This window comes from Pseudomonas donghuensis (genome assembly GCF_000259195.1).
Classification (GTDB): Bacteria; Pseudomonadota; Gammaproteobacteria; order Pseudomonadales; family Pseudomonadaceae; genus Aquipseudomonas; species Aquipseudomonas donghuensis.
In genome coordinates this window covers 478273-503710 of the sequence record NZ_JH650757.1, presented here as the reverse complement: position 1 = coordinate 503710, position 25438 = coordinate 478273, and the positions used below count along the sequence as shown (strand labels likewise).

Genomic DNA, 25438 nt, shown 5'->3' with positions numbered 1-25438 from the left:
GACCTGTTGCTGAGCCCGCCCCTGAGCGAGCTGCCGCCGGTCATCGGCGACTACAACGCAGGTCAAGAACAGGTCGATGGGCTGGGCTGGATGCACCGGGTATTCAATCACTCCCCCTTCACTGCCCTGGCGAACATTTGCGGTACGCCATCGATGTCGGTGCCGTTGTACCAGGATGCGGCTAGCGGCTTACCGCTCGGTATGCAGTTTACCGCGGGTGCAGCGGGTGAGCGTCTGCTGCTGAGCCTGGCCGGGCAGTTGGAACAGTCGCTGCCCTGGAGCGGGCGAATCCCGCCAGTCTGGGCAGCGTCAGCTTGAAAAGCACCGCCGGCAAGGCCGACTCCCAGTGTAGATCGGCGTGCACCACCCCCTGTGGGAGCGGGCTTGCCAGCGATGCGCCCAGTGCGGTCTCGCCTCAGGCCCGCAACCGCCGCTGTGCGGCAATCTCCGGCAAATCCTTGCGGCGCAGGTAAATTCGCAGCGGCTCGGTAACATTGAGCCGCTCATCGACATTCTGCGCCAGCAGAACCTCGATCAAGGCACGGCTCAAGGTCATGATCTCGCCGTCACCGGCCTGCCAGACAAACTCGCTGCTGGGGGTGATGCTGTCGTCAGCCACGTCCATGCCGAACGAGTCTTCGCTGAAACGCACGATATGCTTGCCAAGCTTGCGGTGAAAACCGACAAAGCCCTTGAGCTGGTCGGCGGCGGCGCAGATGTCCTGGGATGTGATGTGCATGTCAAACCTCACTTGAAAAGGGGATTGGCACGCTGGGCGAAAGGGGTTGCGCTCTGGCGGGCAACTCGAGGTCAAGGTTAATGGAAATTCATCGCATCCGGTAAAGGATTTTTTCACCGAAGCAGCTGTTGCTCGCTAGACTTAACCTACTCAACGCCCTCCAGTAGTCAGCGAACGTGGATGATTCATGAGCACCGCCGTCACTTCAGATATCGCCACGATCAGCCGTATCAATGCAGTACCTGCCATCCTGCAGGTTATCTGCGAGACCACCGGCATGCGCTTCGCGGCGGTCGCCCGGGTTACCGACAGCAGCTGGACGGCTTGCGCCGTGCTCGACTCACTGGGCTTTGGCCTGAAAGTCGGCGGCGAACTGGAGCTGATCACCACCCTGTGCCACGAGATCCGCGCCAGCCACCAGACCATCGTGATCGACAAGGCCAGCGAAGACGAGCAGTACTGCAACCACCACACCCCGCGCATCTACAAGTTCGAGAGCTACATTTCCGTGCCGGTGTTTCGCACCGACGGCAGCTTCTTCGGCACCATCTGCGCCCTTGACCCTCTGCCCGCCGAGCTCAAGGGCAGTGCCATCCAGCCAATGATGGAGTCCTTCGCCCGCCTGTTGTCGATCCAGATTGAAAGCGAAGAGAACGTCCAGCAAACCGAACAGGCCCTGGAAGAAGAGCGCGCCATCGCCGAACTGCGTGAACAGTTCATCGCCGTGCTCGGCCACGACCTGCGCAATCCACTGTTCGCCATTACCGCAGGCGCCGAACTGCTCAGCCAGCGCCTGCAGGATGAAAAAAGCCGCGCCATCGCCCAGCACATCCTGACCTGCGGACGACGCGCCAACCAGTTGGTGCGCGATGTCCTGGATTTTGCCCGCGGGCGCTTGGGCAACGGCATCATGATCAACGTCCAGCCCTGCCCGGACCTGGCCGAAGCCCTCAGCCACGTGGCTTCGGAGCTGCAACGGGTGCACCCGGAGCGCTTGATACACCTGAACATCGGCAACCTCGGCAACATGCACTGCGACCGCGAGCGGGTCACCCAGTTGCTGTCCAACCTGATTGCCAATGCCCTGACCCATGGCGCTGCCGACAGCCCCGTGAATGTCATGGCGGACATCCGCGATCGGGTGTTCGTCCTCGGTGTGCACAATCAGGGCGAACCGATTGCCCCGCAGGTGATGGCGCAACTGTTCCAGCCCTTTTCACGACCACGTGACGATGCACCGCAACCCGGTCTTGGCCTGGGCCTGTACATTGCCAACCAGATTGCCCTGGCCCACGGCGGGTGCATGGAAGTGGTATCGAGCGCCGAAGCCGGAACGCTGTTTACCTTCCGCCTGCCACTGGATCGAGTTGAGCCTGAAGCAGTTGCGCCAGCCACTCCATAAAAACCCGCACCCGTTGTGGCAGGTGCAATTGCCCGGCGTAGAGCAATGACACCGGCATCGGTGGCGCATTGAAGGCCTGCAGTACCGGCACCAGTTCGCCGCGATCCAGGAATTCGCGCAGCCCGGCAGCCGGCGCCTGAATCAGGCCAAGCCCGGCCAGGCAGACACTTTCATAGGCTTCGGTGCTGTTGACCGTAATGCCCCCGGGCATGGCCTGGTACAGCGTCGCGCCGTCCTGTTCATACTCAAAGCCCGGGCTGCGCGCCCCCAGATGCTGCACATAGTGAATCAACCGATGGTTGGATAAATCCGCAAGGCTGGTCGGTGTACCAAAACGAGCCAGGTACGCGGGGCTGGCGCAATTGAGCATGCGCAGGCTGCCCAGGGGCCGGGCGACCAGGTTCAGGTCACTCAGCGTGCCGATGCGTAGCACGCAATCAAAACCTTCACGTAGCAGGTCGACCTGACGATCGGTGCAGCTGATCTCCAGCGTCAGGCCAGGGTGGCGGTCCATGAACTGCGGCAAGTTCGGCAGAATGATGCGCCGCGCCACCAAGGTCGGAAAATCGATGCGCAAACGGCCACTGAGCGTTGCCGCATCGGTGCGAAACAGCCCTTCGAGCTCATCCATTCGCGCCAACAGGTCTTTGCTACGCTCGTACAGTTGCAGGCCATCCTGGGTGGCCTGCACCCGCCGCGTGGTGCGATTGAACAGGCGCGCGCCGAGCAGCGCTTCCAGGGCCTGAACCTGTTCGGAAACAGACGAACGCGGTAGCCCCAGGCTCTCGGCGGCGTGGGTGAAACTCGACAATTCGCTGACCCGTACAAAGGTGCGCAGCAGTTCCAGCTTGTTCATGGATGAACGCTCAACTGTTCGGACTACCCGATCAGTATTTCCGATTTCCATGGATTTATCAGCCAGTAACCGACCAATAAACTCCTCCCAACTTCAGCCACCGGCTCGACCACGAGGACCACACCATGACCCGCAAACTCGCACTGATCACCGGCGCCAGCCGCGGCCTGGGCAAGAATACCGCCCTGCACCTGGCCGCCCAGGGCATCGACATCATCGGTACCTACAACAGCAAGGCTGATGAGGCCCAGGCATTGGTTAAAACCCTCGAGGCCAGCGGCGTGCGTGCGGCCATGTTGCAACTGGACGTGGGTAACAGCGCCAGTTTCGAGGCTTTTGCCCAGCAGTTGAGCGAAACCCTGCACAAGGTATTCGGCCGCCAGCACTTGGACTTTCTGGTGAACAACGCCGGCATCGGTATCAACGCGCCGTTCAGTGAAACCAGCGAAGCGCAGTTCGAGCAGCTGTTCAATATCCAGCTCAAGGGCCCGTTTTTCCTGACCCAGCGCCTGCTGCCGCTGATTGCCGACCAGGGCCGGATCGTCAACATCTCCACCGGCCTGACCCGCTTTGCCCTGCCCGGCTATGCCGCTTATGCCGCGATGAAAGGCGCCATGGAAGTGCTGACCCGCTATCAGGCCAAGGAACTCGGCGCCCGCGGCATTCGCGTCAACATACTTGCGCCGGGCGCGATCGAAACCGACTTCGGCGGTGGCGTGGTGCGCGATAACAATGAGGTCAATGACTTCATCGCCGGCAACACCGCCCTGGGGCGAGTCGGCCTGCCGGACGATATCGGCGCCGCAGTTGCCCTGTTGCTGGGCGATGGCGGCGGCTGGATTACCGGTCAGCGCCTGGAAGTGTCGGGCGGGATGTTCCTGTAAGCGCTCAATGCTGCACTTGGTCCTCGCGCACCTGCACGCTGGCGGTCATACCGGCGCTCAGGTTGACCCCATCCGGCACCTGATCGAGCTTGATCCGCACCGGAATGCGCTGGGCCAGGCGCACCCAGTTGAACGTCGGTTCAACTTCGGCGAGCAACTGGCTGTCAGGGTTGGCGTTGCGGTCGGTAATGCCGCGGCTGATGCTTTCGACATGCCCTTGCATCGGCTCGCCAGCGCTCATCAGCCAGACCTTGACCGGGTCGCCGACATGAATGCGCGGCAGCTTGGTCTCTTCAAAATAGGCTTGTACGTAAAAGGTCGAGTCATCCACCAAGGCCATCACCGATTGCCCGGCATTGACGTAGTTGCCTTCGGCCAGGCGCAGGTTGGTGATGTGCCCGCTGCGCGGCGCCTTGACCTGGCTGCGCGCCAGGTTGATGGCCGCGACCTTGACCTCGGCTTGCGCCTCGCGCAGTTCGCCACGGGCAACGGCAGCATTGATCTGGGCGTTCTCGCGCAGTTCGGCGCTGATCGCCTGGGGCCCCAGGGCGGCACGGCGCGACGCTTCGTGTTCACGCAGACGCAGTTGCTGCTGGCGGGTTTCGGCCACGGCGTTGGCCTTGTCCAGGGCGGCTTCGAAGCGGTCGCGATCGATCGACATGAGCAGCTCGCCAGCTTTGACCTGCTGGTTGTCATGCACTTTCAGCTCACGCACCCAGCCGGACACGTCCGGGGCGATGATCACCACGTCGGCACGAATCTTCGCATCACGGGTCCAGGGCGTGAGCATGTAGTACTGCCAGAGCTTCCAGCCGGCAAATATGGCCACCGCCACCAGGCACAGGGTTACTGCGATACGTACAGCAGCACGCATGGTCACACTCCTTATAACGGCCCCAGCACGTGGGTCACCAAGGTCAGAATACAAACGAACAGCGCGCAGTCGAACAACGCCTCATGCCAGACCCAACGCCCCAACGGCGTGTAACGCAACAGCAGGCGCACCACGCCGGTCAGCAGCAAGGCCAACAACACATAAACCAGAAACGGGCTGAGCAGCACACCGCCCAGCGCCCATTCACGCAAGCCCATGGATTTCCTCCTGCCGACGGCACCACTTGCCCCAGCTCTTCTGCAATTGCAGCACGGCGCCAATGGCCAGGCGCAGCGGGTCACTGCCTGGAACATGTTGCAGCGCCTCGATGAACTGCTCGCTAGCCGCGTCCAGGCACTGGCCGCGCCCCGGGGCCGGGCCGCTGGCCAATACCGCTTCAAGTTGCTGCAGGTACTGGCGCTCGGCCGTGACCACCGGCGCTTGGGCAACCGCCAGGCACATGCGCAGGTGCAGCAGTTCGTCACCGATATCCAGGCCGTGCAGGCCATCATCCCAGCGCCCGCGCTCATGTTCGGGCAAGGCACTGTAATGCCGGGCCAGTTGCAGCAAGCGATCGGCCATGCGCCCGCCGAACCAGCTGTCGGCGCCCCGCAGCTCACGGCGGGTCAGGCGCACCAGGTCGCTCTGAGTGGCGGCGCGCAGGCGCTTGCCATGCCAGGCCGGGTTGCGCAGCACCAGCAACTTGAACGCCAGCACTGCGGCGCCGACGCCCATCAGCATGGCCTGGGCGCTATTGAAGAAGTTGGCGACATCGAAGCTCATGACATTCAGCGGCGCTACCAGCACGATAAAATGCAGGCAATAAGAAGTCGCGGTGGCGCCGATCTTCGGGTTGGCCATGCCCAAGGCGCCAAAGAACAGCGGCACGCCCATGGCCAGGCAGAGCATGGCAAAACTGCTGAGCTCCGGCAGCAAGATTTGCCCGACCACAAACGCCACCGGTATCGCCAGCAGGATCCCGCGCAAAAAGCTCATGCCGATCTGCGCGCCGTTCTCGCGGCTGGCGAATAAGCTACAGACCACGCAGGTCAGCACCAACCCACCGGGAGCCGCCTGCCAGGCAGTGGCCAGCCAGAAGCTGGCCATGGCCAAAAATGCCAAGGCGCTGCGCGAGCCGAACAGCAGGGCCAGCGACACATCGCGATGGGCAGCCAGGCCGTCGGGCACATCGGCGGCCGGCTTGCCCTCCTCCACCCCGCGCAAAGCCTGGGTCGCGGCCATGGCGTTATCCAGCAGCAAGGTCAGGCGCGCCAGGCAGTAGTGTTCGGCCGAGCTGATGCGCTCATCGTGGGCTGCATCCCAAACGCGCTGGCGCAGCAGCAACAGGCTGGCCTGATCGGGATGGGCCAACAGCGCCTGGACCTCCTCAAGCCAAGGGGCCATGTGCTGCGCCTGTTGCTCATCGAGTTGCCGCCATTGCCGACGCACCGAGCGGGAAATACGCAACAGCACCAGCAGCTTCTGGCTCAGCCCGCGAATCGCCCGAGCGCGCTGGCGGCCGAGGCTGCCTTCAAACCAGGCATGCTCGCGCTGGGAGTCAACGGCGACGATGCGCCCAAGAATCTCCAGCAGCCCCTTGCGCCCCTGTTCTTCGCCACTCAAGGCGGCACTGGCGGCCTGTAGCCCGCTTTGCCAGGCCTGGCGCGCCTGCCCGCTCAATTGTTGCTCGACACGCATGGGCCAGAGCAAGGCGCTGGTGGCCGTCGCGCAGACAATCCCCAGACAGATTTCGGTACAACGCGCCACCGCCTGGTCGAACACCAGCAGCGGATGGTTGATTGCCGGCAAGGCAATGATCGCCACCGTGTAACCGGCAAGCACGAACGAATAGGCCCAGGCACTGCGCAGCAAGGTCGAACAGGCGGTACACAGCGCCAGCCACAAGGCCAGGGCCAGCAAAAACAACCATGGGGTCTGGGCGAAGGCGCTGATGAACAACACCGACATGACGGTCCCGACCAGCGTGCCCAGCAGCCGCGCCAGGCCCTTCTGCACCACCATGCCCGACAATGGCTGGGCAACGATGAATGCCGTCATCAATGCCCAGGACGGCTGCTCAAGCCCCCAGCGCAGCGCCAGCCACAAGGCCAAGCCACCGCCAAGCAGCGTCTTGAGGGCAAATTGCACAGCGGATGTGTTTGGCGCCAGCAGGGCCTGCAACGTGATGGGCACGGGACGCACCTTGAACGACGGTGTTGTAAAGATAGTCAGGATGAAGCGAGAAGTTCAGGGCTCAATTATTAGCTAGCTAACTATTAATAGTCCAGTGCTTGATTAAAGGTTTTTTCACAGGCAAAAAAAAGGGGCGACCGAAGTCGCCCTAAATGCCTTGCGTGCCCGTGACTGGAAAGGATCAGCGCTCTTTGCGCTTGTTCGAATCTTTCCAGATGAAAATTCCGAATCCGACGAAGAACATCAGCATCAGACCGACTGTAATCACTCCAGCGATAACCACATTATCGAAGAACATGTCGGCCTCCATTTGCCTGCACCTGTCCGATGGGCTTAAGGTAACGAATGGCTCGGGGAAGGAAATTGACCGAGGTCAATAGCGCCCGGAAGCGGGCGCGCAAGGCGGGTACAGGCTTGACCTGCATCAAGTTTTCAACGCTTCTTGGGTTTGCCCTTGGGCTTCTTCTTCGCCTTGCCCAGCGGCATGGCCTGCTCGAACGCCTGGCGAACTTCGTTCAGGCGCTTTTCATTGAGGTCGTGGACCCGGCGTGCACGTTCGGCACCGAGGTCGATCAGGTTGTCGTCTTGGCTCATGGTGGGCTCGGAAAGCTGACTGCAGTGCTGCAATGATGAAGGCTGCGGCCGGCGCTGACCAGTAGCGCTTGTATCCTCAGACTTCGATGTCCACCAGCAGCCCCTGGCGTGGCTGCTCGCCTATCAACGGCGCCACCGGTACGGTGTTGTCGGCGTTGACTTCATCGCCAGGCAGCGGTTGGTACAGTTCTTCATCCTGGCTCGACTGGCGCCTGCGGTGCTGACGGCGCTGCTCCTCACGCAAGAGGATCGCCGCCTGCTCCGGGTCACGCTGCTTGAGGTCGATTGTACTGTCGCTGGAAGTAGGCTGGGCCGGGACCACGGGCTTGATATCTGGCGTCGGCTTTACCGGGTCCAGTTGCTGGGTCACGGGTGCAGCGCTGAGCGGGATGAGGGGCGGCAGCATGGGATGATCTCCTGTCGCCAGTGTGTCGGCTGATGGCCATGGGCCTTGAGCCAGTGCCGGTAAAATGTGCGGGCCGCTTCACAATTGCCGGCTACTGATCGTCCGCCTCGTCCGCCGGGGTGGGTTGGCTTTCGCTCCACGGGCGCTTGAGCACCTTGTTCCAGACCTCGTTGAGGTGATCGCGCAACACTTGCGGCGCGCTCTTGAGCGACGGGCTGTCTTCACGCTCACCGCCAAAAGGCTCCTCGCCCTCGATGGCGATCAGCGACTGGCCATTGATAGCATAGCTGGCCTGGCCTTCCCGCAGCTCGACATGCAGTTCAAGGGGATCGACACCGCCACCGCAAAAGGCGTGGCTGGCAACCGTCAGTTCGGCCAGGCCGTCGTTGTTGAGATCGCTGACGCCACTGACATCGGTATAAAAGCCGACATCCAGGTCGAGCCCGGCGCAAGTAGTGTCGTTTTCGATTTTCCAGTGCGGCTTGAAGCTGTCATCGTCCTGGCGACCGTAGAGCGTGGCGCTGAGCTGCACCCGGTCAACGTCCTGATCGGTTTCTTCGTCACGGACCTGGTCATCGTTGCGGCTGAGCACCAGCAGGCCTTCACCTTCGCGGTCGCGGTAATGCACGCTCTGGACGGGCGATTGCACACCCAGCGCCTCGAGCTGCCCGGGGGGAATCGGCGCCAGTATTTCGAAAGCTTTCTTGTCACAGGCCCCCAGCAGTAGCAGTCCCGCCACGGCCAGCGTTCGGATGAACCACGGGTTGGAGATCGGCATGGCTGTATCGGGCCCTCAATGGCGACAGCGGTTTTCGTCGATGAAGTTGCTAGACTCTTTGGTCTGCACAGAGCTATCCGTTAAGATAGTCGGCTTTTTCATGGCGGGAGTCAGGCAGTATGGCGCAGCAGTATCAACCGGGGCAACGCTGGATCAGCGACAGCGAAGCCGAGCTAGGTCTGGGGACCGTTCTGGCACAGGACGGCCGCTTGTTGACCGTGCTCTACCCGGCCACTGGCGACACCCGCCAGTACTCCCTGCGCAATGCGCCCCTGACCCGGGTGCGCTTCTCGCCTGGCGATCAGATTACTCATTTCGAGGGCTGGAAGCTGACCGTGCGCGAGGTCGAGGACGTCGATGGCCTGTTGGTCTATCACGGCCTCGATGCCCAGAATCAGGCTCGCACCCTGCCGGAAACCCAGCTGTCGAACTTCATCCAGTTCCGCCTGGCCAGCGACCGCCTGTTTGCCGGGCAGATCGACCCGCTGCCGTGGTTCTCGCTGCGCTACAACACCCTGGAGCACACCAGCCGTCAGCTGCAGTCGTCGCTCTGGGGCCTGGGTGGCACCCGCGCACAACCGATTGCCCACCAGTTGCACATCGCCCGGGAAGTGGCCGACCGTATCGCTCCGCGGGTACTGCTGGCCGACGAAGTGGGCCTGGGCAAGACCATCGAAGCGGGCCTGGTGATCCATCGCCAGCTGCTGTCGGGCCGCGCCAGCCGCGTGCTGATCCTGGTCCCGGAGAACCTGCAGCACCAGTGGCTGGTGGAAATGCGCCGGCGCTTCAACCTTGAGGTCGCGCTGTTCGATGCCGAGCGATTTATCGAAAGCGACGCCAGCAACCCCTTCGAGGATGCCCAGCTGGCGCTGGTCGCCCTGGAGTGGCTGACAGAAGACGAGAAGGCGCAGGACGCGCTGTTTGCCGCCGGCTGGGACCTGCTGGTGGTCGACGAGGCGCACCACCTGGTCTGGCATGAAGACCAGGTCAGCCCCGAGTACGCCCTGGTCGAGCAACTGGCCGAGGTCATCCCCGGCGTCCTGCTGCTGACCGCAACTCCGGAGCAACTGGGCCAGGACAGCCACTTCGCCCGCCTGCGCCTGCTTGACCCGAACCGTTTCCACGACCTGGCCGCCTTCCGCGCCGAAAGCGAACACTATCGCCCGGTAGCCGAAGCGGTACAGGAACTGCTCGACGAAGGCCGCCTGTCGCCCCAGGCCCACGCCACCATCGAAGGTTTCCTCGGTGCCGAAGGCGAAGCCCTGCTGGCCGCGGTCAACGATGGCGACACCCAGGCCAGCGCCCGCCTGATCCGCGAGCTGCTCGACCGCCACGGCACCGGCCGCGTACTGTTTCGCAACACTCGCGCCGCCGTCCAGGGTTTCCCTGAGCGCAACCTGCACCCCTACCCGCTGCCCAACCCCGACCAGTACATGGAGCTGCCGCTGGGCGAACACGCCGAGCTGTACCCGGAAGTGGCCTTCCAGTCCCAGGGCGAAGGCAGCGAAGAAGAGCGCTGGTGGCGCTTCGACCCCCGGGTCGACTGGCTGATCGACACCCTGAAGATGCTCAAGCGGGTCAAGGTCCTGGTGATCTGCGCCCACGCCGAAACCGCCATGGACCTGGAAGACGCCCTGCGCGTGCGTTCCGGTATTCCCGCGACGGTGTTCCATGAAGGCATGAGCATTCTTGAGCGTGACCGCGCCGCCGCCTACTTCGCCGACGAAGAATTCGGCGCCCAGGTGCTGATCTGCTCGGAGATCGGCAGTGAAGGCCGCAACTTCCAGTTCGCCCATCACCTGGTGCTGTTCGACCTGCCCGCCCACCCGGACCTGCTCGAGCAGCGTATCGGCCGTCTGGACCGGATCGGCCAGAAGCACACTATCGAACTGCACGTGCCGCACCTGCAGAACAGCCCGCAAGAGCGGCTGTTCCAGTGGTACCACCAGGCCCTGAACGCCTTCCTCAACACCTGCCCAACCGGCAACGCCCTGCAGCATCAGTTCGGCCCGCGCCTGCTGCCGCTGCTCGAAAGCGGTGACGATGACGAATGGCAAGCGCTGGTGGACGAAGCCCGCGCCGAGCGCGAGCGCCTCGAAGCCGAGCTGCACAGCGGCCGCGACCGTCTGCTCGAACTCAACTCCGGTGGCGCCGGTGAAGGCCAGGAGCTGGTCGAGGCGATCCTCGAACAGGACGACCAGTTCGCCCTGCCGATCTACATGGAAACCCTGTTCGACGCCTTCGGCATCGACAGCGAAGACCACTCGGAAAACGCCCTGATCCTCAAGCCGAGCGAAAAAATGCTCGACGCCAGCTTCCCGCTGGGCGACGACGAAGGCGTGACCATCACTTACGACCGCAACCAGGCGCTGTCACGCGAAGACATGCAGTTCATCACCTGGGAGCATCCGATGGTCCAGGGCGGCATGGACCTGGTACTGTCCGGCTCGATGGGCAACACCTCGGTGGCGCTGATCAAGAACAAGGCGCTCAAGCCCGGCACCGTGCTGCTGGAACTGCTGTACGTGAGTGAAGTGGTGGCCCCACGCGCCCTGCAACTGGGCCGTTACCTGCCACCGGCCGCCCTGCGCTGCCTGCTCGACACCAATGGCAACGACCTGGCTTCGCGGGTGTCCTTCGAAACCCTCAACGACCAGCTCGAAAGCGTGCCCAAGGCCAGCGCCAACAAGTTCATCCAGGCCCAGCGCGACGTACTGGCGCCGCGGATCAACAGCGGCGAAGCCAAGATCATGCCGCGCCATGCCGAGCGTGTTGCCCAAGCGCAGCAGCGCCTGGCGGCGGAAACCGACGAAGAGCTGGCGCGCCTGACTGCGCTGCAAGCGGTCAACCCGACCGTACGCGACAGCGAAATCGAAGCCCTGCGCAAGCAGCGTGAACAAGGCCTGGCAATGCTGGAGAAAGCGGCGCTGCGCCTGGAAGCAATTCGGGTGTTGGTCGCCGGATAAACCGCGCCGTTTTCATCGCTGGCAAAGCCCGCTCCCACAGGATCTTTATCAACCTGCAGATTGCAGGCAAACATTGAACCTTGTGGGGGCCAGCCTTGCTGGCGATGAGGCCCCTCAGGCCTGCGCAAGTTTGCCCGCGCCCCCCTCACTGTCTGCCAGCATCCCTTCCCTCATCCTCTGCGCATCGCGGCTAAAGCACCGCGAGGCCAGCAGCAGGAACACCAGCGTCAGCATCAACGCCACCGGTATCAGGTACATTGCCCCATGCAGGCCTTCAGCCTTGAATGCCTCGCTCATCTGCACCTGCCCCGCCGCCTGCATCGCCGCCACGGCAAAATGGTCCGACAGCGCACCGACCACCACCGGCCCCAGGCCGCCGCCCAGCAGATAAAGCCCGGCAAAGAACAACGCCATCGCCGTCGCTCGCAGACGCGGCTGCACCACATCCTGAATCGCGGTGTAGACGCAGGTATAGAAGTTGTAGGCAAACAACCAGCCGACGCCGAACACAGCCACGAACACACCGATCTCGATCCGCCCGGCATGCAGCGCCCAGGCGGTGGCCAGGGTTGCAATCAGCATGCTCAAGGCGCCAAACAATAAGCGCCCATTGGCAAAGCGCTGGTGCAGCTTGTCGGCAATCCAGCCGCCAAGGGTCAAGCCCACCAAGCCGGTCAAGCCGACGATCACCCCGGTGGCCACCGCTGCCTGCTGCAGCGACAACAGGAAGTAACGCTGCAACATCGGCACCATGAACGAGTTGCACGCGTAGGTGGCGAAATTGAAGGTCAGGCCGGCCAGCACCAACCAGCAGAAGGTCGGCACACTCAGGACCCGGCGCAACGGCCGGTCCAGCGGCGCCTGGGAAATCGCCACCGGCTCCGCCGCCCCGCGCGCCGGTTCGCGAATCATGAACATGAACAGCGCCAGCAACAGCCCTGGCACCGCCGCGATGAAGAACGGCGCCCGCCAGCTGTCGAACGCCTGGACCATGGCGCCGATGCTAAAGAACGCCAGCAACAACCCCAACGGCAGCCCGAGCATGAAGATGCCCATGGCCCGCGCCCGCCGTTCAGCGGGGAACAGGTCGCCAATCAGCGAGTTGGCAGCTGGCGCATAACTGGCTTCACCAATGCCCACGCCGATGCGCACCAGCAAAAAACTCCAGAAACTGCCGACCATGCCGTTGACCGCCGTCAGCCCGCTCCAGGCCATCAGCCCCCAGCCCATCAACTTGCTGCGTGAGCCGTTATCGGCCAAGCGCCCCAACGGCAATCCGGCAATCGCATACACCAGGGTGAACGCCGTCCCGATCAAGCCGATCTGAAAATCGCTCAAATGCCATTCCAGGCGGATCGGCTCGATGATGATGGCGGGAATGGTGCGGTCGAAGAAGTTGAACAGGTTGGCCAGAAACAACAGAAACAGGATTCGCCAGGCGTTCGCCGCTTGAGTGGAGCTCTGCATCGATCAGTCCCTCGTTATTATTGTTCGGGGCTTTCCAGTACGCCGAGCTGAATCTAGAGGGCCCTCGACGATCTGTCTGCCATCATTGACCGCACTGATACCGGGTAATTGTAAGCATTTGCAGTTTTAGAACCCGGCGCTATTGCCTCAATGACCAAATCGTAGGAGTCAATGTGCCATTAATCAGGATGGACTAATGCCGAGTTCCTATACTCCTGCAGAACGGTCTCCGAGCAGGCTATTGGGGGACGAGTGCACACTCGACTAAGAGGGATGCTATGGAGTGGCTGGGGCTAGAAATGCTCGCCGAACTTCCGGCAACCGGAAAGATCCTTCTCGATTGCAGGCATAACCCCTACCTGGTGCTGCTTGCATTCCTGATCGCCTGTGCCGGCAGCTTTGCCACCCTCGACATGGCCGAGCGCCTGAGCCACGTTGAGTTGCCCGCGGCTCAGCGGCGGTGGCGCCTGCTCGGTGCCTGCTGCCTGGCCGGCGGCATCTGGGCCATGCACTTCGTCAGCCTGCTGGCCCTGCAAACACCACTGGAAGTGCACTATGACGTCGCCCTGACCGGCGCTTCGCTGCTGATCATGCTGCTGGCCGGCTGGATGGCCATGAATACCCTGGGCCGCCAGGAGCTGCTGCCGCGCCATTACCTGCAAGCGGCGGTGTGCTTCGGCCTGGGGATTATCGCCATGCATTACGCCGGCATGGCGGCTATGCGCTCCAGCGCCCAGCAGTTCTATCGTCCCGACCTGTTTGCCGCTTCCGTTGCCGCGGCCATCGCCACCAGCCTCGCGGCACTGCTGTTCGCCCGCTATTTGCGCAATGGCAGCGGCAGCCTCTATCAATTGATGAAGTACGGCGCCAGCGTGCTGATGGCTGCAGGCATTGTCGGCACCCATTTATTGGGGATGGCGGCATTGACCCTGGTGATCGCCCCCGATACCCCGCTGTCGCTGCCAGTCAGCGACAATAGCCTGCAACTGAGCCTGACCATTGCCTTCATTACCTTGCTGATCAGCGCCAGCAGCATCAGCGCCGCACTGTCGGACAAGAAGCTGCAAAGCAAGGAACACGACCTGCGCCGGGTCAACGTGCTGCTCAGCCAGCTCGACCAGGCCCGAGTCTCCCTGCAGCAGGCCGCCCATTACGATGCCCTGACCAACCTGGTCAACCGTCGTGGCTTCAATCAGGTATTCGCCGAGCGCCTGGCCGAACAAACGGCCAATGACGGCATGCTGGCGGTGATGTTTCTCGACATCGACCATTTCAAGCGCATCAATGACAGCCTCGGCCACGACGCTGGCGACGAGTTGCTCAAGGTGATTGCCGCGCATATCAAGATTGCCACCCGCAGCCAGGACGTGGTCGCCCGGTTTGGTGGCGATGAGTTCTGCATCCTTACTGCCCTGCACAGCCGCGACGAAGCCCGGCACCTGGCCCAGCGCATCATGCAGAAGATGAAGGAACCGATCGACCTGGCCGGGCGGCGCATGGTGATGACCACCAGCATCGGTATCAGTGTGTTCCCCGACGACGGCCGTACCTGCGAAGAGCTGCTGAAAAACGCCGACCTGGCCCTGTACCAATCCAAGGGCTGCGGGCGCAACAACCTGAACTTCTTCAATAGCAACCTGAAAACCCGCGCCACCCTCGAACTGCAACTGGAAGAGGAACTGCGTATTGCCCTGCTGGAAGAGCATGGCCTGCGCATTCACTATCAGCCGATTTTCGACCTGCATAGCGGTCAGGTTGCCAAGCTCGAAGCGCTGGTGCGCTGGCAACATCCACAGCACGGCCTGCTCAGCCCGGACCGTTTTATCGGTATTGCCGAAGCCAATGGCCTGATCGCCGAACTTGATCTGTGGGTGCTGCGCCATGCCTGCGCGGACCTGGCTCAGCTCATCCGCCACGGGTATGACGGGCTCAAGGTGACAGTCAACTGCTCGGCCTTGACCCTGGCCCGTGAAGAGCTGGGCCGTGAAATCGAGGATGCCCTGCGCCAGGCCGGGATCTCGGCGCGCCAGCTGGAACTGGAAGTCACCGAAAACGCGCTGATGGGCAACATTCACAACACCATCGCCCTGCTCAAGGGCATTCGCGCCCAGGGCGTATCGCTGTCAATCGATGACTTTGGCACTGGCTACTCGTCACTGGCCTACCTCAAGCGCCTGCCGCTGGACACGCTGAAGATCGATCGCTCGTTCATCCAGGAAGTGCCACGTTGCCGACCGGACATGGAAATCGTCCAGGCAATCATCGTCATGGCTCACACCCTGCACCTGCAGGTGATCACCGAAGGCGTCGAAAGCGTCGAGCAGTACCAGTTCCTCGCCCAGCAAGGCTGCGACTTCGTCCAGGGTTACCTGCTCAGCCGGCCAGTGCCGCTGGGCGAACTGCGGCCGATCCTTGGCGAGCTCAACCAGCGCCATCAGCAGAGGCAGAGCAGCTTCAATCCTTATGCCGGTACAGATCAATCAGCGTCGCCGGATCTTTTTGCAGATAGCCCTGACTACCATGCAAGCGCATCAATTGGGCGGCCAGGCCGCTGATCGGCGTCGCCGAAGCCTGTTCGCGGGAGAATTTCACCGCACTATCGAGGTCCTTGAGCAAGGTGCGCACGTGCCACTTGACCGGCTCGAAGCGGCTTTCGGCCATTTGCGGGGCGAGTATCTGCAGCGGCTTTGAATCAGCAAAACCACCGGCCAGCGCTTCGGCGATCAGGCTGGCATCGACTCCCGATTGCTCGGCCAGCGCCACCACCTCGGCAATCACCAGCGCGTTGCAGGCAACGATCATCTGGTTGCAAGCCTTGGTCACCTGCCCTGCCCCTACCGGCCCCATGTGCGTGACCCGCTGACCGAGGGTCAGCAGCACCGGGCGTACCCGCTCAAGGTCTGGCACCGCGCCACCGGCCATGATCGCCAGGGTGCCGGCTTCGGCGCCCGGGGTGCCGCCGGAAACCGGAGTATCGAGCCAGCTCATACCGGTCTTCGCTGCCAGCTCGCGGGCCATCTCGCGGGTGGCTGTCGGTTCGAGGCTGGAGAAATCCACCAGCAACTGGCCGGCCTTGCCGCCCTCGACGATGCCCTGTTCGCCAAACACCACCTCGCGCACCACCGCCGTGTCGGCCAGGCACAGCATCAACACATCGGCGTGCTGGCACAGCTCGGCCGGGGTCGCCACCTGGCGGGCACCGGCCTTCACCAGTTCGGCGCATTTGTCCGCTGAGCGGTTCCACACCGTCAGCGGATAACCCGCCGCCAACAGCCGCCGACACATCGGCAAGCCCATCAGACCGATACCGGCAAACCCCAACGAAGGACGTGCAGTGCTCATGTACAGCTCCAGACAGATTAAAGAAGTTGACTGATCGGACGATTCAGTTTGCAGGCGTGGCAAGGAAAACTCCTACAAAGGCCTAGGGTTAACCCCTATCGCTCACGCCAAATGCGCACTGATACAGTCGCGAACCTCATCCAGTGATGGCTCTATGCTACCTACTAGAACAGCCACCCACCCCCAGGCAAATGGCGCAAAATGACCTCCAAGACTACTTCTGCCAACGCGGTTTCCGAGCTGACTTCATCCACTCCCGCGTACAGCGCTCCCGGCTCGAGTTACTACAGCCCGCGGGCGCTTAACCCGCAGCAGTACCTGTATTTCACCGAAACCGATATCCAGCGCATCCTCGACAACCTCGACGGCCTGCGCGATCTGGTGTTCCCGCCCAGCGTGCACGTCGAAGACGACGCCCAGTTGCGCCTGGACCAGCAGTTCCCTTCGGTGTGCCTGATTGGCCTGGGTCGCTGTGGCTCGAACATCGCCCTGGATGTCGCAGAACTTGTATACAACGCCAGGACCTTCTACCTCAACGAATTCAACAACGAAGACCGCGCGGGCAACGAACCGAACTACAGCCCGGCACGCTGGATTCGCAACAACCTGCGCCTGGTGCAGAACAAGGGCACCAAACCGGTATTCCTGGTAGAGCCATTGGTCATGCTCGGTGACCTGGACAAGGACATCGCCGGGCGCATCCGCTTCTCGCGCAAGGGCGAGAAGAGCGGCTTTATCCGCGATTACAGCAAGATGAAGATCATGGACCTCTCGGAAGTCCATGCCGGGGGTGCCGGTAACGCGCCGATTCTCGGCCAGTACCTGGCCAAGATCATCCTCAACAAGGAAACCCACCGTTTTTCCAGCGCCGACTGGAAGCTGATCCACTCGTACCTGATCGACTCCTGCGGGATCAAGGCCAACCAGTCGCGCTTGTACTTCTACATCTTCAGCGCCGGCGGTGGTACCGGCTCGGGGATGGCGTCGGAGTTCGGCCTGGCCCAGCAATACTCGTACATGAACAAGACCTTCGATACCAAGCCGGCCGACGAGAACGACGGCAAGAGCGGCCATTCGTTTGTCTTCGAGCCGATCTTCACCAGCGGCATCTGCGTGCTGCCGAACATTTCCGATCACCGCAGTGAAATGTCCGAAGCCCTGCACATCAACGCTGGCCGGCTGCTGTGTAAGTACCTGTCAGAGGAATGGGATTTCTCTTACAACTTCGACAATGAAGACAGCAGCGAAGCCAGCGTCATGGGCCGTATCCGCCCGTGGAACGCCATGATGCTGATCTCCAACGACATCATGCGTTACGCCGAAGAGAACGATGACGGCAACATCCAGAACATCGACGTCAATGCCATGGAGAAGCACGCCAACCAGTACATCTCCCAGCAGATCTTCAACATCCTCACCGCCCAGGCGGTGACCACCGACTACGACCAGAACTACTTCCGTCGCGCCGGCATCGACATTGGCGAAACCATCCGCCTGGATGCCAACGACCTGTTCATGAGCCTGGCCGGCCCCGTGGCCATCGCCTATGCCGAATCGGTGGTACCGGAACAGCCGTCGCCAAGTTCGGACAAATTCAAAGTGTTCGAGAAAGAACAGCCACGGTTGAACATCGACGACCTGTTCTTCCGCTCCATCGACCTGCCGCACTTCAACAAAGTGACCCAGGCGATCGAAGGCATCAGCCTGTTGCCGATCGAGTCCCGGCGCTACCGCGCCGCCCTCGAGCAGTACCAGGCCTCCGGCTATGACGCGGCAGCGCTGCACGACCTGCACTTCTTCAAGAACTGTTCGTCGGTGGTGTCGATCGTGTCGCTGCCCAAGGACTACAAGCTGTCGTACATGGACCTGAACCGGCTCAAGACGCACCTCAACAGCCTGTTCCCCAACACCACGCTCAAGCGCTACGCGCTGGTCATCGGCGCCTCGGCCAACCTCTCGCTGACCACTCTGATCGCCAAGAGCCCGTGCCTGTCGGACGACTTCCTGACCCTGATCGTGGCCTTCATCAAGCGTTGCTTCGCGCGTAATCCGTACCGTTTCGACGATACCCTGGACAACGCCATCCTCGAGTTCATCACCAGCGAGGCCTTCGACGAAGACCGCATCGACGACCTGCTCAACGAGTTCGAAAACCCGGCGAAGATTCTCGATACCAACTGGTATGCGATCAAACCGATGTACGAGAAGAAGTACCGCGAGCTGATCAACGACAAGAGCAAGTTCGTCTCGATCAATGACATCCGGCTGTCACGCGAATGCGTGAAGAAAGCGGTGAAGTACCTGCGGGAGATTTACCGTCACCGTATCGGCAAGACCCGGGTGATCTCGTTGAACAGCCACACCGGCAAAGTGGATTACTGATTGAAAGCATCGCGGGGCAAGCCCGCTCCTACATTTGTAGGAGCGGGCTTGCCCCGCGATCAGACTGTTACCGCACTCTCTCGGCACACTCAACTGTTACCAACAGCCACCCCGGCTGAACAGTCCCGAGCACCAAAACCTTCTCGCTGTGCATTTTCACGCACCATTTTGGCGCGCGATCAGCCGTTGGTCTTTTCCTGAATCACGATAAACGGCGAAACCACCACTGCCCAGATCTCTGGATCGCGGCTCTGAAGGTCTAGCGCCTGCTCTGTAGTGACCGCGCCGACAGTGCCAGCATTACGCCATGCAGCAAAGGTTTCGCTACGGTTTTCGGCCATTGCCTGCGCAACTTCGATCAGGTCCAGGCTCGGGTCGACCCAAATCAGGTCACCCTTGGCCCAAAAACGCTCCAGCGCTTTCCACTCGATTGTTGCTGTCTCGCCGAGCAATTTGGCATAGAGGGTGCTTGGTTGATCAGTCATGGGTTCCTACCAGAAATAATTCGACCGCAATAAAGGTCGGTATTTTTGCAGAAAAACCCAGTTTCAAAATAAGTAATTGATCGACAAGGTGGTAAATGCCCGGACTCGGCCAGTGAAACAGGCAAAGCAGTGGCGCGTTTATGTAACTTTCTGTCGATTAGGCGACACCCCTGGTTTTTGCCCCAGCGGGCCTGCTTTTCAAGCGACAAAGCAGCGCTCTACACTGTACCGGTACAGTTGCCAGGGCCAATCCGGGGGTTATCCGGGTCCGTGACGAGGCGTGGCCTCCGATGGAACCTGATCCGGTCCTCAAGCTCTGGCCGCCAGGACTATAAAAATTACAACAGAATGAGTGGAGCACTATGAGTAAGGCTACTAAGCAGATTTCCAAGCTGTTTGCCGCAATGGTTCTGGCCGGGGTTGCCAGCCATTCGTTTGCAGCCGATACCATCAAGATCGGCATCGCCGGCCCGAAAACCGGTCCGGTCACTCAGTACGGCGACATGCAGTTCGTTGGCGCCAAACAAGCCATCAAGGACATCAACGCCAAGGGCGGCGTCGACGGCAAGATGCTTGAAGCCAAGGAATACGACGACGCGTGCGACCCTAAACAGGCCGTGGCAGTCGCCAACAAAGTGGTCAACGATGGCGTCAAGTTCGTGATCGGCCACCTGTGCTCCAGCTCCACCCAACCCGCTTCCGACATTTACGAAGACGAAGGCGTGATCATGATTACCCCGGCTGCCACCAGCCCGGAAATCACCGCTCGCGGCTACAAGCTGGTCTTCCGCACCATCGGCCTGGACAGCGCCCAGGGCCCTGCCGCCGGCAACTACATCGCCGACCACGTCAAGCCGAAAGTGGTTGCCGTGCTGCACGACAAGCAGCAATACGGTGAAGGCATCGCCACCGCGGTCAAGCAGACCCTGGAAGGCAAAGGCACCAAGGTTGCCGTGTTCGAAGGCCTGAACGCCGGTGACAAGGACTTCTCCTCGATCATCCAGAAGCTCAAGCAAGCCAACGTCGACTTCGTCTACTACGGCGGCTACCACCCAGAGCTGGGCCTGATCCTGCGCCAAGCCCAGGAAAAAGGCCTGAAAGCCAAGTTCATGGGCCCGGAAGGTGTCGGTAACGACTCCATCTCGCAAATCGCCCAGAACGCCTCCGAAGGCCTGCTGGTCACCCTGCCCAAGTCCTTCGACGCCGACCCTGCGAACAAGGCCATCGTTGACGCCATCAAGGCCGACGGCAAAGACCCTAGCGGCCCGTTCGTGTTCCCGGCCTACTCGGCTGTCACGCTGATCGCCGAAGGCATCAAGGCCGCCAAGTCCGAAGACTCCGACAAGGTGGCTGCGGCCATCCACGCCGGTACCTTCAAGACCCCGACCGGCGACCTGTCGTACGACGCCAAGGGCGACCTGAAAGACTTCAAATTCGTGGTCTACGAATGGCATTTCGGCAAACCTAAAACCGAAGTTTCTCCTCAGTAATCCCGTCTGACTATATGACTACAAGCCCACTGTGCGAGCAGTGGGCTTTGTTTTACGAGGTTCATGGGCCTGATTCCCGCGATCCGGGAGCAGGTTCACCTGAAAATCTTAAAACCGTCACCAGCGGTTCGCTGGCAGTTGCCTGTGCCGAAGTGGCCAAGACCACAAGACCGGGCCGGGGCATCCCCACCAGTGAAATGCGTATCAGGTTTTTAGGAGCGCTGTAATGCCTGAGATCTATCACTTCTTCCAACAGCTGGTTAATGGTCTGACCATTGGCAGCACCTATGCCTTGATAGCCATTGGCTACACAATGGTTTACGGCATCATTGGAATGATCAACTTCGCCCATGGCGAGGTCTATATGATCGGTTCCTACGTGGCCTTCATCGCCCTTGCCGGGCTTGCCATGATGGGTATCGATTCACTGCCGCTGCTGATGACCGCCGCGTTCATCGCGACGATCGTCGTTACCAGTGCCTATGGCTACAGTATCGAACGGGTCGCCTACCGTCCGTTGCGTAACAGCAACCGGTTGATCCCGCTGATTTCTGCCATCGGCATGTCGATTTTCCTGCAAAACACCGTATTGCTATCCCAGGACTCCAAGGACAAGTCCATCCCCAACCTGATCCCTGGAAGTATCTCCTTCGGCCCGGGCGGCGCAGAGGAAGTGCTGATCTCCTACATGCAGATCCTGGTTTTCATCGTCACCCTGGTGGCCATGACCGGTTTGACCCTGTTCATCTCCCGCTCGCGTCTGGGCCGGGCCTGCCGGGCCTGTGCCGAAGACATCAAGATGGCCAACCTGTTGGGTATCAATACCAACAACATCATCGCCCTGACCTTCGTCATCGGTGCCGCCCTGGCGGCGGTGGCGGCCGTGCTGCTGAGCATGCAGTACGGGGTGATCAACCCCAACGCCGGTTTCCTGGTGGGCCTGAAGGCCTTTACCGCGGCGGTATTGGGCGGCATCGGCAGCATTCCGGGCGCCATGCTCGGCGGGCTGGTGCTGGGGGTGGCTGAAGCCTTTGGCGCCGATATCTTCGGTGACCAGTACAAGGACGTTGTGGCGTTCGGCCTTTTGGTTCTGGTGCTGTTGTTCCGTCCGACCGGCATTCTCGGCCGTCCGGAGGTTGAAAAAGTATGAACAGACATCTCAAATCGGCGTTTTTCAGCGCCTTGCTGGTCTGGGCCGTGGCCTTCCCGGTACTTGGCCTGAAACTCAGCATTGTCGGCATCAACCTGGAAGTGCACGGCCAAGGGCCACTGACCCTGTCGATCATCGCCGCCTGCTCGGTGCTGATGTTCCTGCGCGTGCTGTTCGACAAGCAGTGGAGCGGCCTGATGAAGTCAGCGCCCAAGGGCCCGCTGGTATCGCCCAAGGTCAGCCACTTCCTGACCCTGCCGCGGACCCAGCGCTACATCATCCTCGGCCTGATCGCCGTGGCCCTGGTGTGGCCGTTCTTCGGCTCGCGCGGCGCGGTCGACATCGCCACCCTGATCCTGATCTACGTGTTGCTGGGCCTGGGCCTGAACATCGTGGTCGGCCTGGCTGGCCTGCTTGACCTGGGTTATGTCGGCTTCTACGCCGTCGGCGCCTACAGCTACGCCCTGCTGTCGCACTACTACGGCCTGAGCTTCTGGATCTGCCTGCCGATCGCCGGCCTGATGTCGGCGACCTTCGGCTTCCTGCTCGGTTTCCCGGTGTTGCGCTTGCGCGGTGACTACCTGGCCATCGTGACCCTGGGCTTCGGTGAGATCATCCGCCTGTTCCTGCGTAACCTCACCGGCCTGACCGGTGGTCCCAACGGGATCAGCAACATCGAGAAACCGACCTTCTTCGGCCTGACCTTCGAACGCAAGGCCGCCGAGGGCATGCAGACCTTCCACGAGTTCTTCGGCCTGCAGTACAACTCGATCAACAAGGTGATCTTCCTCTACCTGGTGGCACTGCTGCTGGCGTTGCTGGCGCTGTTCGTGATCAACCGGCTGCTGCGCATGCCGATCGGTCGCGCCTGGGAAGCCCTGCGTGAAGACGAGATCGCCTGCCGCGCACTGGGCCTGAACCCTACCGTGATCAAGCTTTCGGCGTTCACCCTGGGTGCCTGCTTCGCCGGGTTCGCCGGCAGTTTCTTCGCCGCCCGCCAGGGCCTGGTGACACCGGAGTCGTTCACCTTCATCGAGTCGGCCATCATCCTGGCCATCGTCGTGCTCGGCGGCATGGGCTCGCAACTGGGCGTGATCCTCGCGGCCATTGTGATGATCCTGCTGCCGGAACTGATGCGTGACTTCAGCGAATACCGCATGTTGATGTTCGGTGCGCTGATGGTGTTGATGATGATCTGGCGTCCGCAAGGCCTGCTGCCTATGCAACGTCCACATATGGAGCTGCGTCGATGAGCCGCGAAATTCTGCAAGTCAGCGGCCTGAGCATGCGCTTCGGCGGCTTGTTGGCGGTCAATGGCGTGGCCCTGACCGTCAAGGAAAAACAGGTGGTGGCGTTGATCGGCCCGAACGGCGCCGGCAAGACCACGGTGTTCAACTGCCTGACCGGTTTCTACAAGCCGAGCGCCGGCAGCATCCTGCTCGACGGCCAGCCGATCCAGGGCCTGGCCGGCCATCAGATCGCCCGCAAGGGTGTGGTGCGGACCTTCCAGAACGTGCGTCTGTTCAAAGAGATGACCGCCCTGGAGAACCTGCTGATCGCCCAGCACCGGCACCTGAACACCAACTTTTTCTCCGGCCTGCTGAAGACCCCGGGGTTTCGCCGCAGCGAGCGCGAAGCCATGGACTTCGCCCAGTTCTGGCTGGACAAGGTCAACCTCACCGAGTTCGCCAACCGTACTGCCGGCACCCTGGCCTATGGTCAGCAACGGCGCCTGGAAATCGCCCGCTGCATGATGACCCGCCCGCGGATCCTGATGCTCGACGAACCGGCGGCGGGCCTGAACCCGAAGGAGACCGAAGACCTCAAGGCGCTGATCAGCGTGTTGCGTGAGGAGCACAACGTCACCGTGCTGCTGATCGAACACGACATGAAGCTGGTGATGAGCATCTCCGACCACATCGTGGTGATCAACCAGGGCACGCCCCTGGCCGACGGTACGCCGGAACAGATCCGCGACAACCCTGAAGTGATCAAAGCCTACCTGGGGGAAGCGTAAATGCTGCAGTTCGAAAACGTTTCCACCTTCTACGGCAAGATCCAGGCCTTGCACAGCGTCAACGTCGAGATCCGCCAGGGCGAGATCGTCACCCTGATCGGCGCCAACGGTGCCGGCAAGTCGACCCTGCTGATGACCCTCTGCGGCTCGCCGCAGGCCCACAGCGGCAGTATCCGCTACCTGGGCGAAGAGCTGGTCGGCCAGTCGTCCTCGCACATCATGCGCAAGAGCATCGCCGTGGTCCCTGAGGGCCGCCGCGTGTTCGCCCGCCTGACCGTGGAGGAGAACCTGGCCATGGGCGGCTTCTTCACCAGCAAGGGCGATTACCAGGAGCAGATGGACAAGGTCCTGCAACTGTTCCCGCGCCTGAAGGAGCGCTTCAGCCAGCGTGGCGGCACCATGTCCGGCGGCGAACAGCAGATGCTCGCCATTGGCCGTGCACTGATGAGCAAGCCCAAGCTGCTATTGCTCGACGAGCCATCGTTGGGCTTGGCGCCGATCATCATCCAGCAGATCTTCGACATCATCGAGCAGCTACGCCGCGATGGCGTGACGGTGTTCCTGGTCGAACAGAACGCCAACCAGGCGCTGAAAGTCGCTGACCGTGCCTATGTGCTGGAAAACGGCCGGGTGGTGATGGAAGGTACCGGTGAAGCGTTGCTGACCGACCCGAAGGTTCGCGACGCCTACCTGGGCGGTTGATCGCCAAAGTTGCATGCTCCAACTGGGAAAAGGCCTTCGGGCCTTTTTTCTTGCCCGCTGTAACGCCTCCACGGCAAGGGACTCTAGTGCTGCAGGTGAGCCAGAACCGCTGGCTCTTGCCTCCTCTGACTACTGGAGTCTCATCATGAACAAGACCCTCAGCGCCGCCGCACTCATCCTCTCCCTGGGTTCGAGCCTGGCCTTCCTGCCTGCGGTACACGCAGCCGACGACATGAACATGAGCAAGGAAGCGAGCATGGACAAGGAGATGAAAATGGACAAGAAAATGGCCGACGACAAAAAGATGGACATGAGCGACGACAAGAAAATGGACAAGAAGATGCCCAAGGACGACAAGATGATGAAAAACGAAATGCACGACGACAAGATGTAACGCCCTAAAGGGTCCGTAGCGCCTGGCTGCTGCGCCGGAACCAGGCCAGCAGGTAATCGGCCAGCACCTGGACCCGCCTGGGCATCCCGCCCTGATAGGGGTGCACCAGAAACAACGGTACGCTGCGCGTCTGATAGTCGCGCAGCAACCACTGCAAGCGGCCGTCAGCGAGCTCCGCATGCAGCATGTACGACGGCAGGCGGGCAACCCCCGCGCCCAGCAGCGCCGCCTTCTTCAGCAAGCTGTAATGATTGCTGGCAAAGCTGCCAGCCACTTGCACCCGCAACAGTTCGTGCTGCTGGTGATACAACCACTCT

At 61.5% G+C, this 25438-nt stretch carries 25 protein-coding genes; 12 read left to right on the top strand and 13 right to left on the bottom strand.

All coding sequences use genetic code 11. The features are described from left to right. On the top strand, positions 1-318 hold a 318-nt coding region (locus UW3_RS0104580), incomplete at its 5' end, for an amidase family protein (RefSeq protein WP_010221110.1). A 97-nt stretch (positions 319-415) separates the two neighbouring features. Here the strand turns inward: UW3_RS0104580 and UW3_RS0104575 are convergent. Then, a complete protein-coding gene (locus UW3_RS0104575; protein WP_010221109.1) occupies positions 416-739 on the bottom strand; it encodes a DUF2025 family protein in 324 nt (107 codons plus the stop codon). 187 nt (positions 740-926) lie between these two features. On the opposite strand from UW3_RS0104575, the gene UW3_RS0104570 reads away from it, so the two are divergent. Next, complete coding sequence (locus tag UW3_RS0104570) at positions 927-2141, top strand: GAF domain-containing sensor histidine kinase (protein ID WP_010221108.1); 1215 nt, start codon at positions 927-929, stop codon at positions 2139-2141. On the opposite strand, the gene UW3_RS0104565 is transcribed toward UW3_RS0104570, so the two are convergent. Continuing rightward, positions 2080-2997, bottom strand: a complete 918-nt coding sequence (locus UW3_RS0104565) for a LysR family transcriptional regulator (RefSeq protein ID WP_010221107.1) — start codon at positions 2995-2997, stop codon at positions 2080-2082. The genes UW3_RS0104570 and UW3_RS0104565 overlap by 62 nt on opposite strands. 125 nt (positions 2998-3122) lie before the next feature. Between UW3_RS0104565 and UW3_RS0104560 the strand changes: the two genes are divergently transcribed. After that, a complete protein-coding gene (locus UW3_RS0104560) occupies positions 3123-3881 on the top strand; it encodes an SDR family NAD(P)-dependent oxidoreductase (RefSeq protein ID WP_010221106.1) in 759 nt (252 codons plus the stop codon). 4 nt (positions 3882-3885) lie between these two features. On the opposite strand, the gene UW3_RS0104555 is transcribed toward UW3_RS0104560, so the two are convergent. The 7 genes from UW3_RS0104555 to UW3_RS0104525 form a co-directional block, all read right to left on the bottom strand. Next, the gene (locus UW3_RS0104555) at positions 3886-4755 is read right to left on the bottom strand and encodes an efflux RND transporter periplasmic adaptor subunit (RefSeq protein WP_010221105.1); all 870 of its coding nucleotides are present in this window, start codon (positions 4753-4755) and stop codon (positions 3886-3888) included. Positions 4756-4766: 11 nt separating this feature from the next. After that, positions 4767-4973 carry a DUF1656 domain-containing protein gene (locus UW3_RS0104550; RefSeq protein WP_010221104.1) on the bottom strand — a complete coding sequence of 69 codons (207 nt, stop codon included), beginning with the start codon at positions 4971-4973 and terminating at the stop codon, positions 4767-4769. Further along, positions 4960-6948 (bottom strand): FUSC family protein, encoded by a 1989-nt coding sequence (locus UW3_RS0104545; RefSeq protein ID WP_010221103.1) that lies wholly within the window; start codon positions 6946-6948, stop codon positions 4960-4962. The genes UW3_RS0104550 and UW3_RS0104545 overlap by 14 nt, the downstream gene beginning before the upstream one ends. A gap of 181 nt (positions 6949-7129) precedes the next feature. After that, complete coding sequence (ccoM, locus tag UW3_RS30105) at positions 7130-7246, bottom strand: cytochrome c oxidase subunit CcoM (RefSeq protein ID WP_010221102.1); 117 nt, start codon at positions 7244-7246, stop codon at positions 7130-7132. Positions 7247-7380: 134 nt separating this feature from the next. Further along, positions 7381-7542: a hypothetical protein gene (locus UW3_RS28960; protein ID WP_010221101.1), complete on the bottom strand. Its 162-nt coding sequence runs from the start codon at positions 7540-7542 to the stop codon at positions 7381-7383. 76 nt (positions 7543-7618) lie between these two features. Beyond that, positions 7619-7948, bottom strand: a complete 330-nt coding sequence (locus UW3_RS0104530; RefSeq protein ID WP_010221100.1) for a hypothetical protein — start codon at positions 7946-7948, stop codon at positions 7619-7621. Positions 7949-8039: 91 nt separating this feature from the next. Next, positions 8040-8726: a M949_RS01915 family surface polysaccharide biosynthesis protein gene (locus UW3_RS0104525; RefSeq protein WP_010221099.1), complete on the bottom strand. Its 687-nt coding sequence runs from the start codon at positions 8724-8726 to the stop codon at positions 8040-8042. A gap of 119 nt (positions 8727-8845) precedes the next feature. On the opposite strand from UW3_RS0104525, the gene rapA reads away from it, so the two are divergent. Next, on the top strand, positions 8846-11692 hold the full coding sequence (rapA, locus tag UW3_RS0104520) for an RNA polymerase-associated protein RapA (protein ID WP_010221098.1): 2847 nt from the start codon (positions 8846-8848) through the stop codon (positions 11690-11692). A 114-nt stretch (positions 11693-11806) separates the two neighbouring features. Here rapA and UW3_RS0104515 read toward each other — a convergent pair whose 3' ends face one another. Then, a complete protein-coding gene (locus UW3_RS0104515) occupies positions 11807-13159 on the bottom strand; it encodes a spinster family MFS transporter (protein ID WP_010221097.1) in 1353 nt (450 codons plus the stop codon). A gap of 278 nt (positions 13160-13437) precedes the next feature. On the opposite strand from UW3_RS0104515, the gene UW3_RS0104510 reads away from it, so the two are divergent. Next, positions 13438-15714 (top strand): putative bifunctional diguanylate cyclase/phosphodiesterase, encoded by a 2277-nt coding sequence (locus UW3_RS0104510; RefSeq protein ID WP_010221096.1) that lies wholly within the window; start codon positions 13438-13440, stop codon positions 15712-15714. Here the strand turns inward: UW3_RS0104510 and UW3_RS0104505 are convergent. Beyond that, positions 15614-16501, bottom strand: coding sequence for an NAD(P)-dependent oxidoreductase (locus UW3_RS0104505; RefSeq protein ID WP_010221095.1), 888 nt, complete (start codon positions 16499-16501; stop codon positions 15614-15616). The two genes, UW3_RS0104510 and UW3_RS0104505, sit on opposite strands and share 101 nt — an antisense overlap. Positions 16502-16702: 201 nt before the next feature. On the opposite strand from UW3_RS0104505, the gene UW3_RS0104500 reads away from it, so the two are divergent. Beyond that, positions 16703-18883: a hypothetical protein gene (locus tag UW3_RS0104500; protein WP_010221094.1), complete on the top strand. Its 2181-nt coding sequence runs from the start codon at positions 16703-16705 to the stop codon at positions 18881-18883. Positions 18884-19062: 179 nt separating this feature from the next. Here UW3_RS0104500 and UW3_RS0104495 read toward each other — a convergent pair whose 3' ends face one another. Continuing rightward, positions 19063-19368, bottom strand: a complete 306-nt coding sequence (locus UW3_RS0104495) for a DUF2288 domain-containing protein (protein ID WP_010221093.1) — start codon at positions 19366-19368, stop codon at positions 19063-19065. Between the two features lie 362 nt (positions 19369-19730). Between UW3_RS0104495 and UW3_RS0104490 the strand changes: the two genes are divergently transcribed. The 6 genes from UW3_RS0104490 to UW3_RS26500 all read left to right on the top strand — a co-directional run bounded on the left by UW3_RS0104490 (position 19731) and on the right by UW3_RS26500 (position 25121). Next, a complete protein-coding gene (locus UW3_RS0104490; protein ID WP_010221092.1) occupies positions 19731-20858 on the top strand; it encodes a branched-chain amino acid ABC transporter substrate-binding protein in 1128 nt (375 codons plus the stop codon). Positions 20859-21084: 226 nt separating this feature from the next. Beyond that, positions 21085-22008, top strand: coding sequence for a high-affinity branched-chain amino acid ABC transporter permease LivH (gene livH, locus UW3_RS0104485; RefSeq protein ID WP_010221091.1), 924 nt, complete (start codon positions 21085-21087; stop codon positions 22006-22008). Beyond that, positions 22005-23261: a high-affinity branched-chain amino acid ABC transporter permease LivM gene (locus tag UW3_RS0104480; RefSeq protein ID WP_010221090.1), complete on the top strand. Its 1257-nt coding sequence runs from the start codon at positions 22005-22007 to the stop codon at positions 23259-23261. Before livH ends, UW3_RS0104480 begins: the two co-directional genes overlap by 4 nt. Next, positions 23258-24025 (top strand): high-affinity branched-chain amino acid ABC transporter ATP-binding protein LivG, encoded by a 768-nt coding sequence (gene livG / locus UW3_RS0104475; RefSeq protein WP_010221089.1) that lies wholly within the window; start codon positions 23258-23260, stop codon positions 24023-24025. Before UW3_RS0104480 ends, livG begins: the two co-directional genes overlap by 4 nt. Continuing rightward, on the top strand, positions 24026-24727 hold the full coding sequence (locus tag UW3_RS0104470; protein ID WP_010221088.1) for an ABC transporter ATP-binding protein: 702 nt from the start codon (positions 24026-24028) through the stop codon (positions 24725-24727). Positions 24728-24872: 145 nt separating this feature from the next. Continuing rightward, on the top strand, positions 24873-25121 hold the full coding sequence (locus UW3_RS26500) for a hypothetical protein (RefSeq protein WP_010221087.1): 249 nt from the start codon (positions 24873-24875) through the stop codon (positions 25119-25121). A gap of 4 nt (positions 25122-25125) precedes the next feature. Here the strand turns inward: UW3_RS26500 and UW3_RS29235 are convergent. Further along, positions 25126-25438: LysR substrate-binding domain-containing protein (locus UW3_RS29235; RefSeq protein ID WP_010221086.1), on the bottom strand; the 313-nt coding region annotated here is incomplete at its 5' end.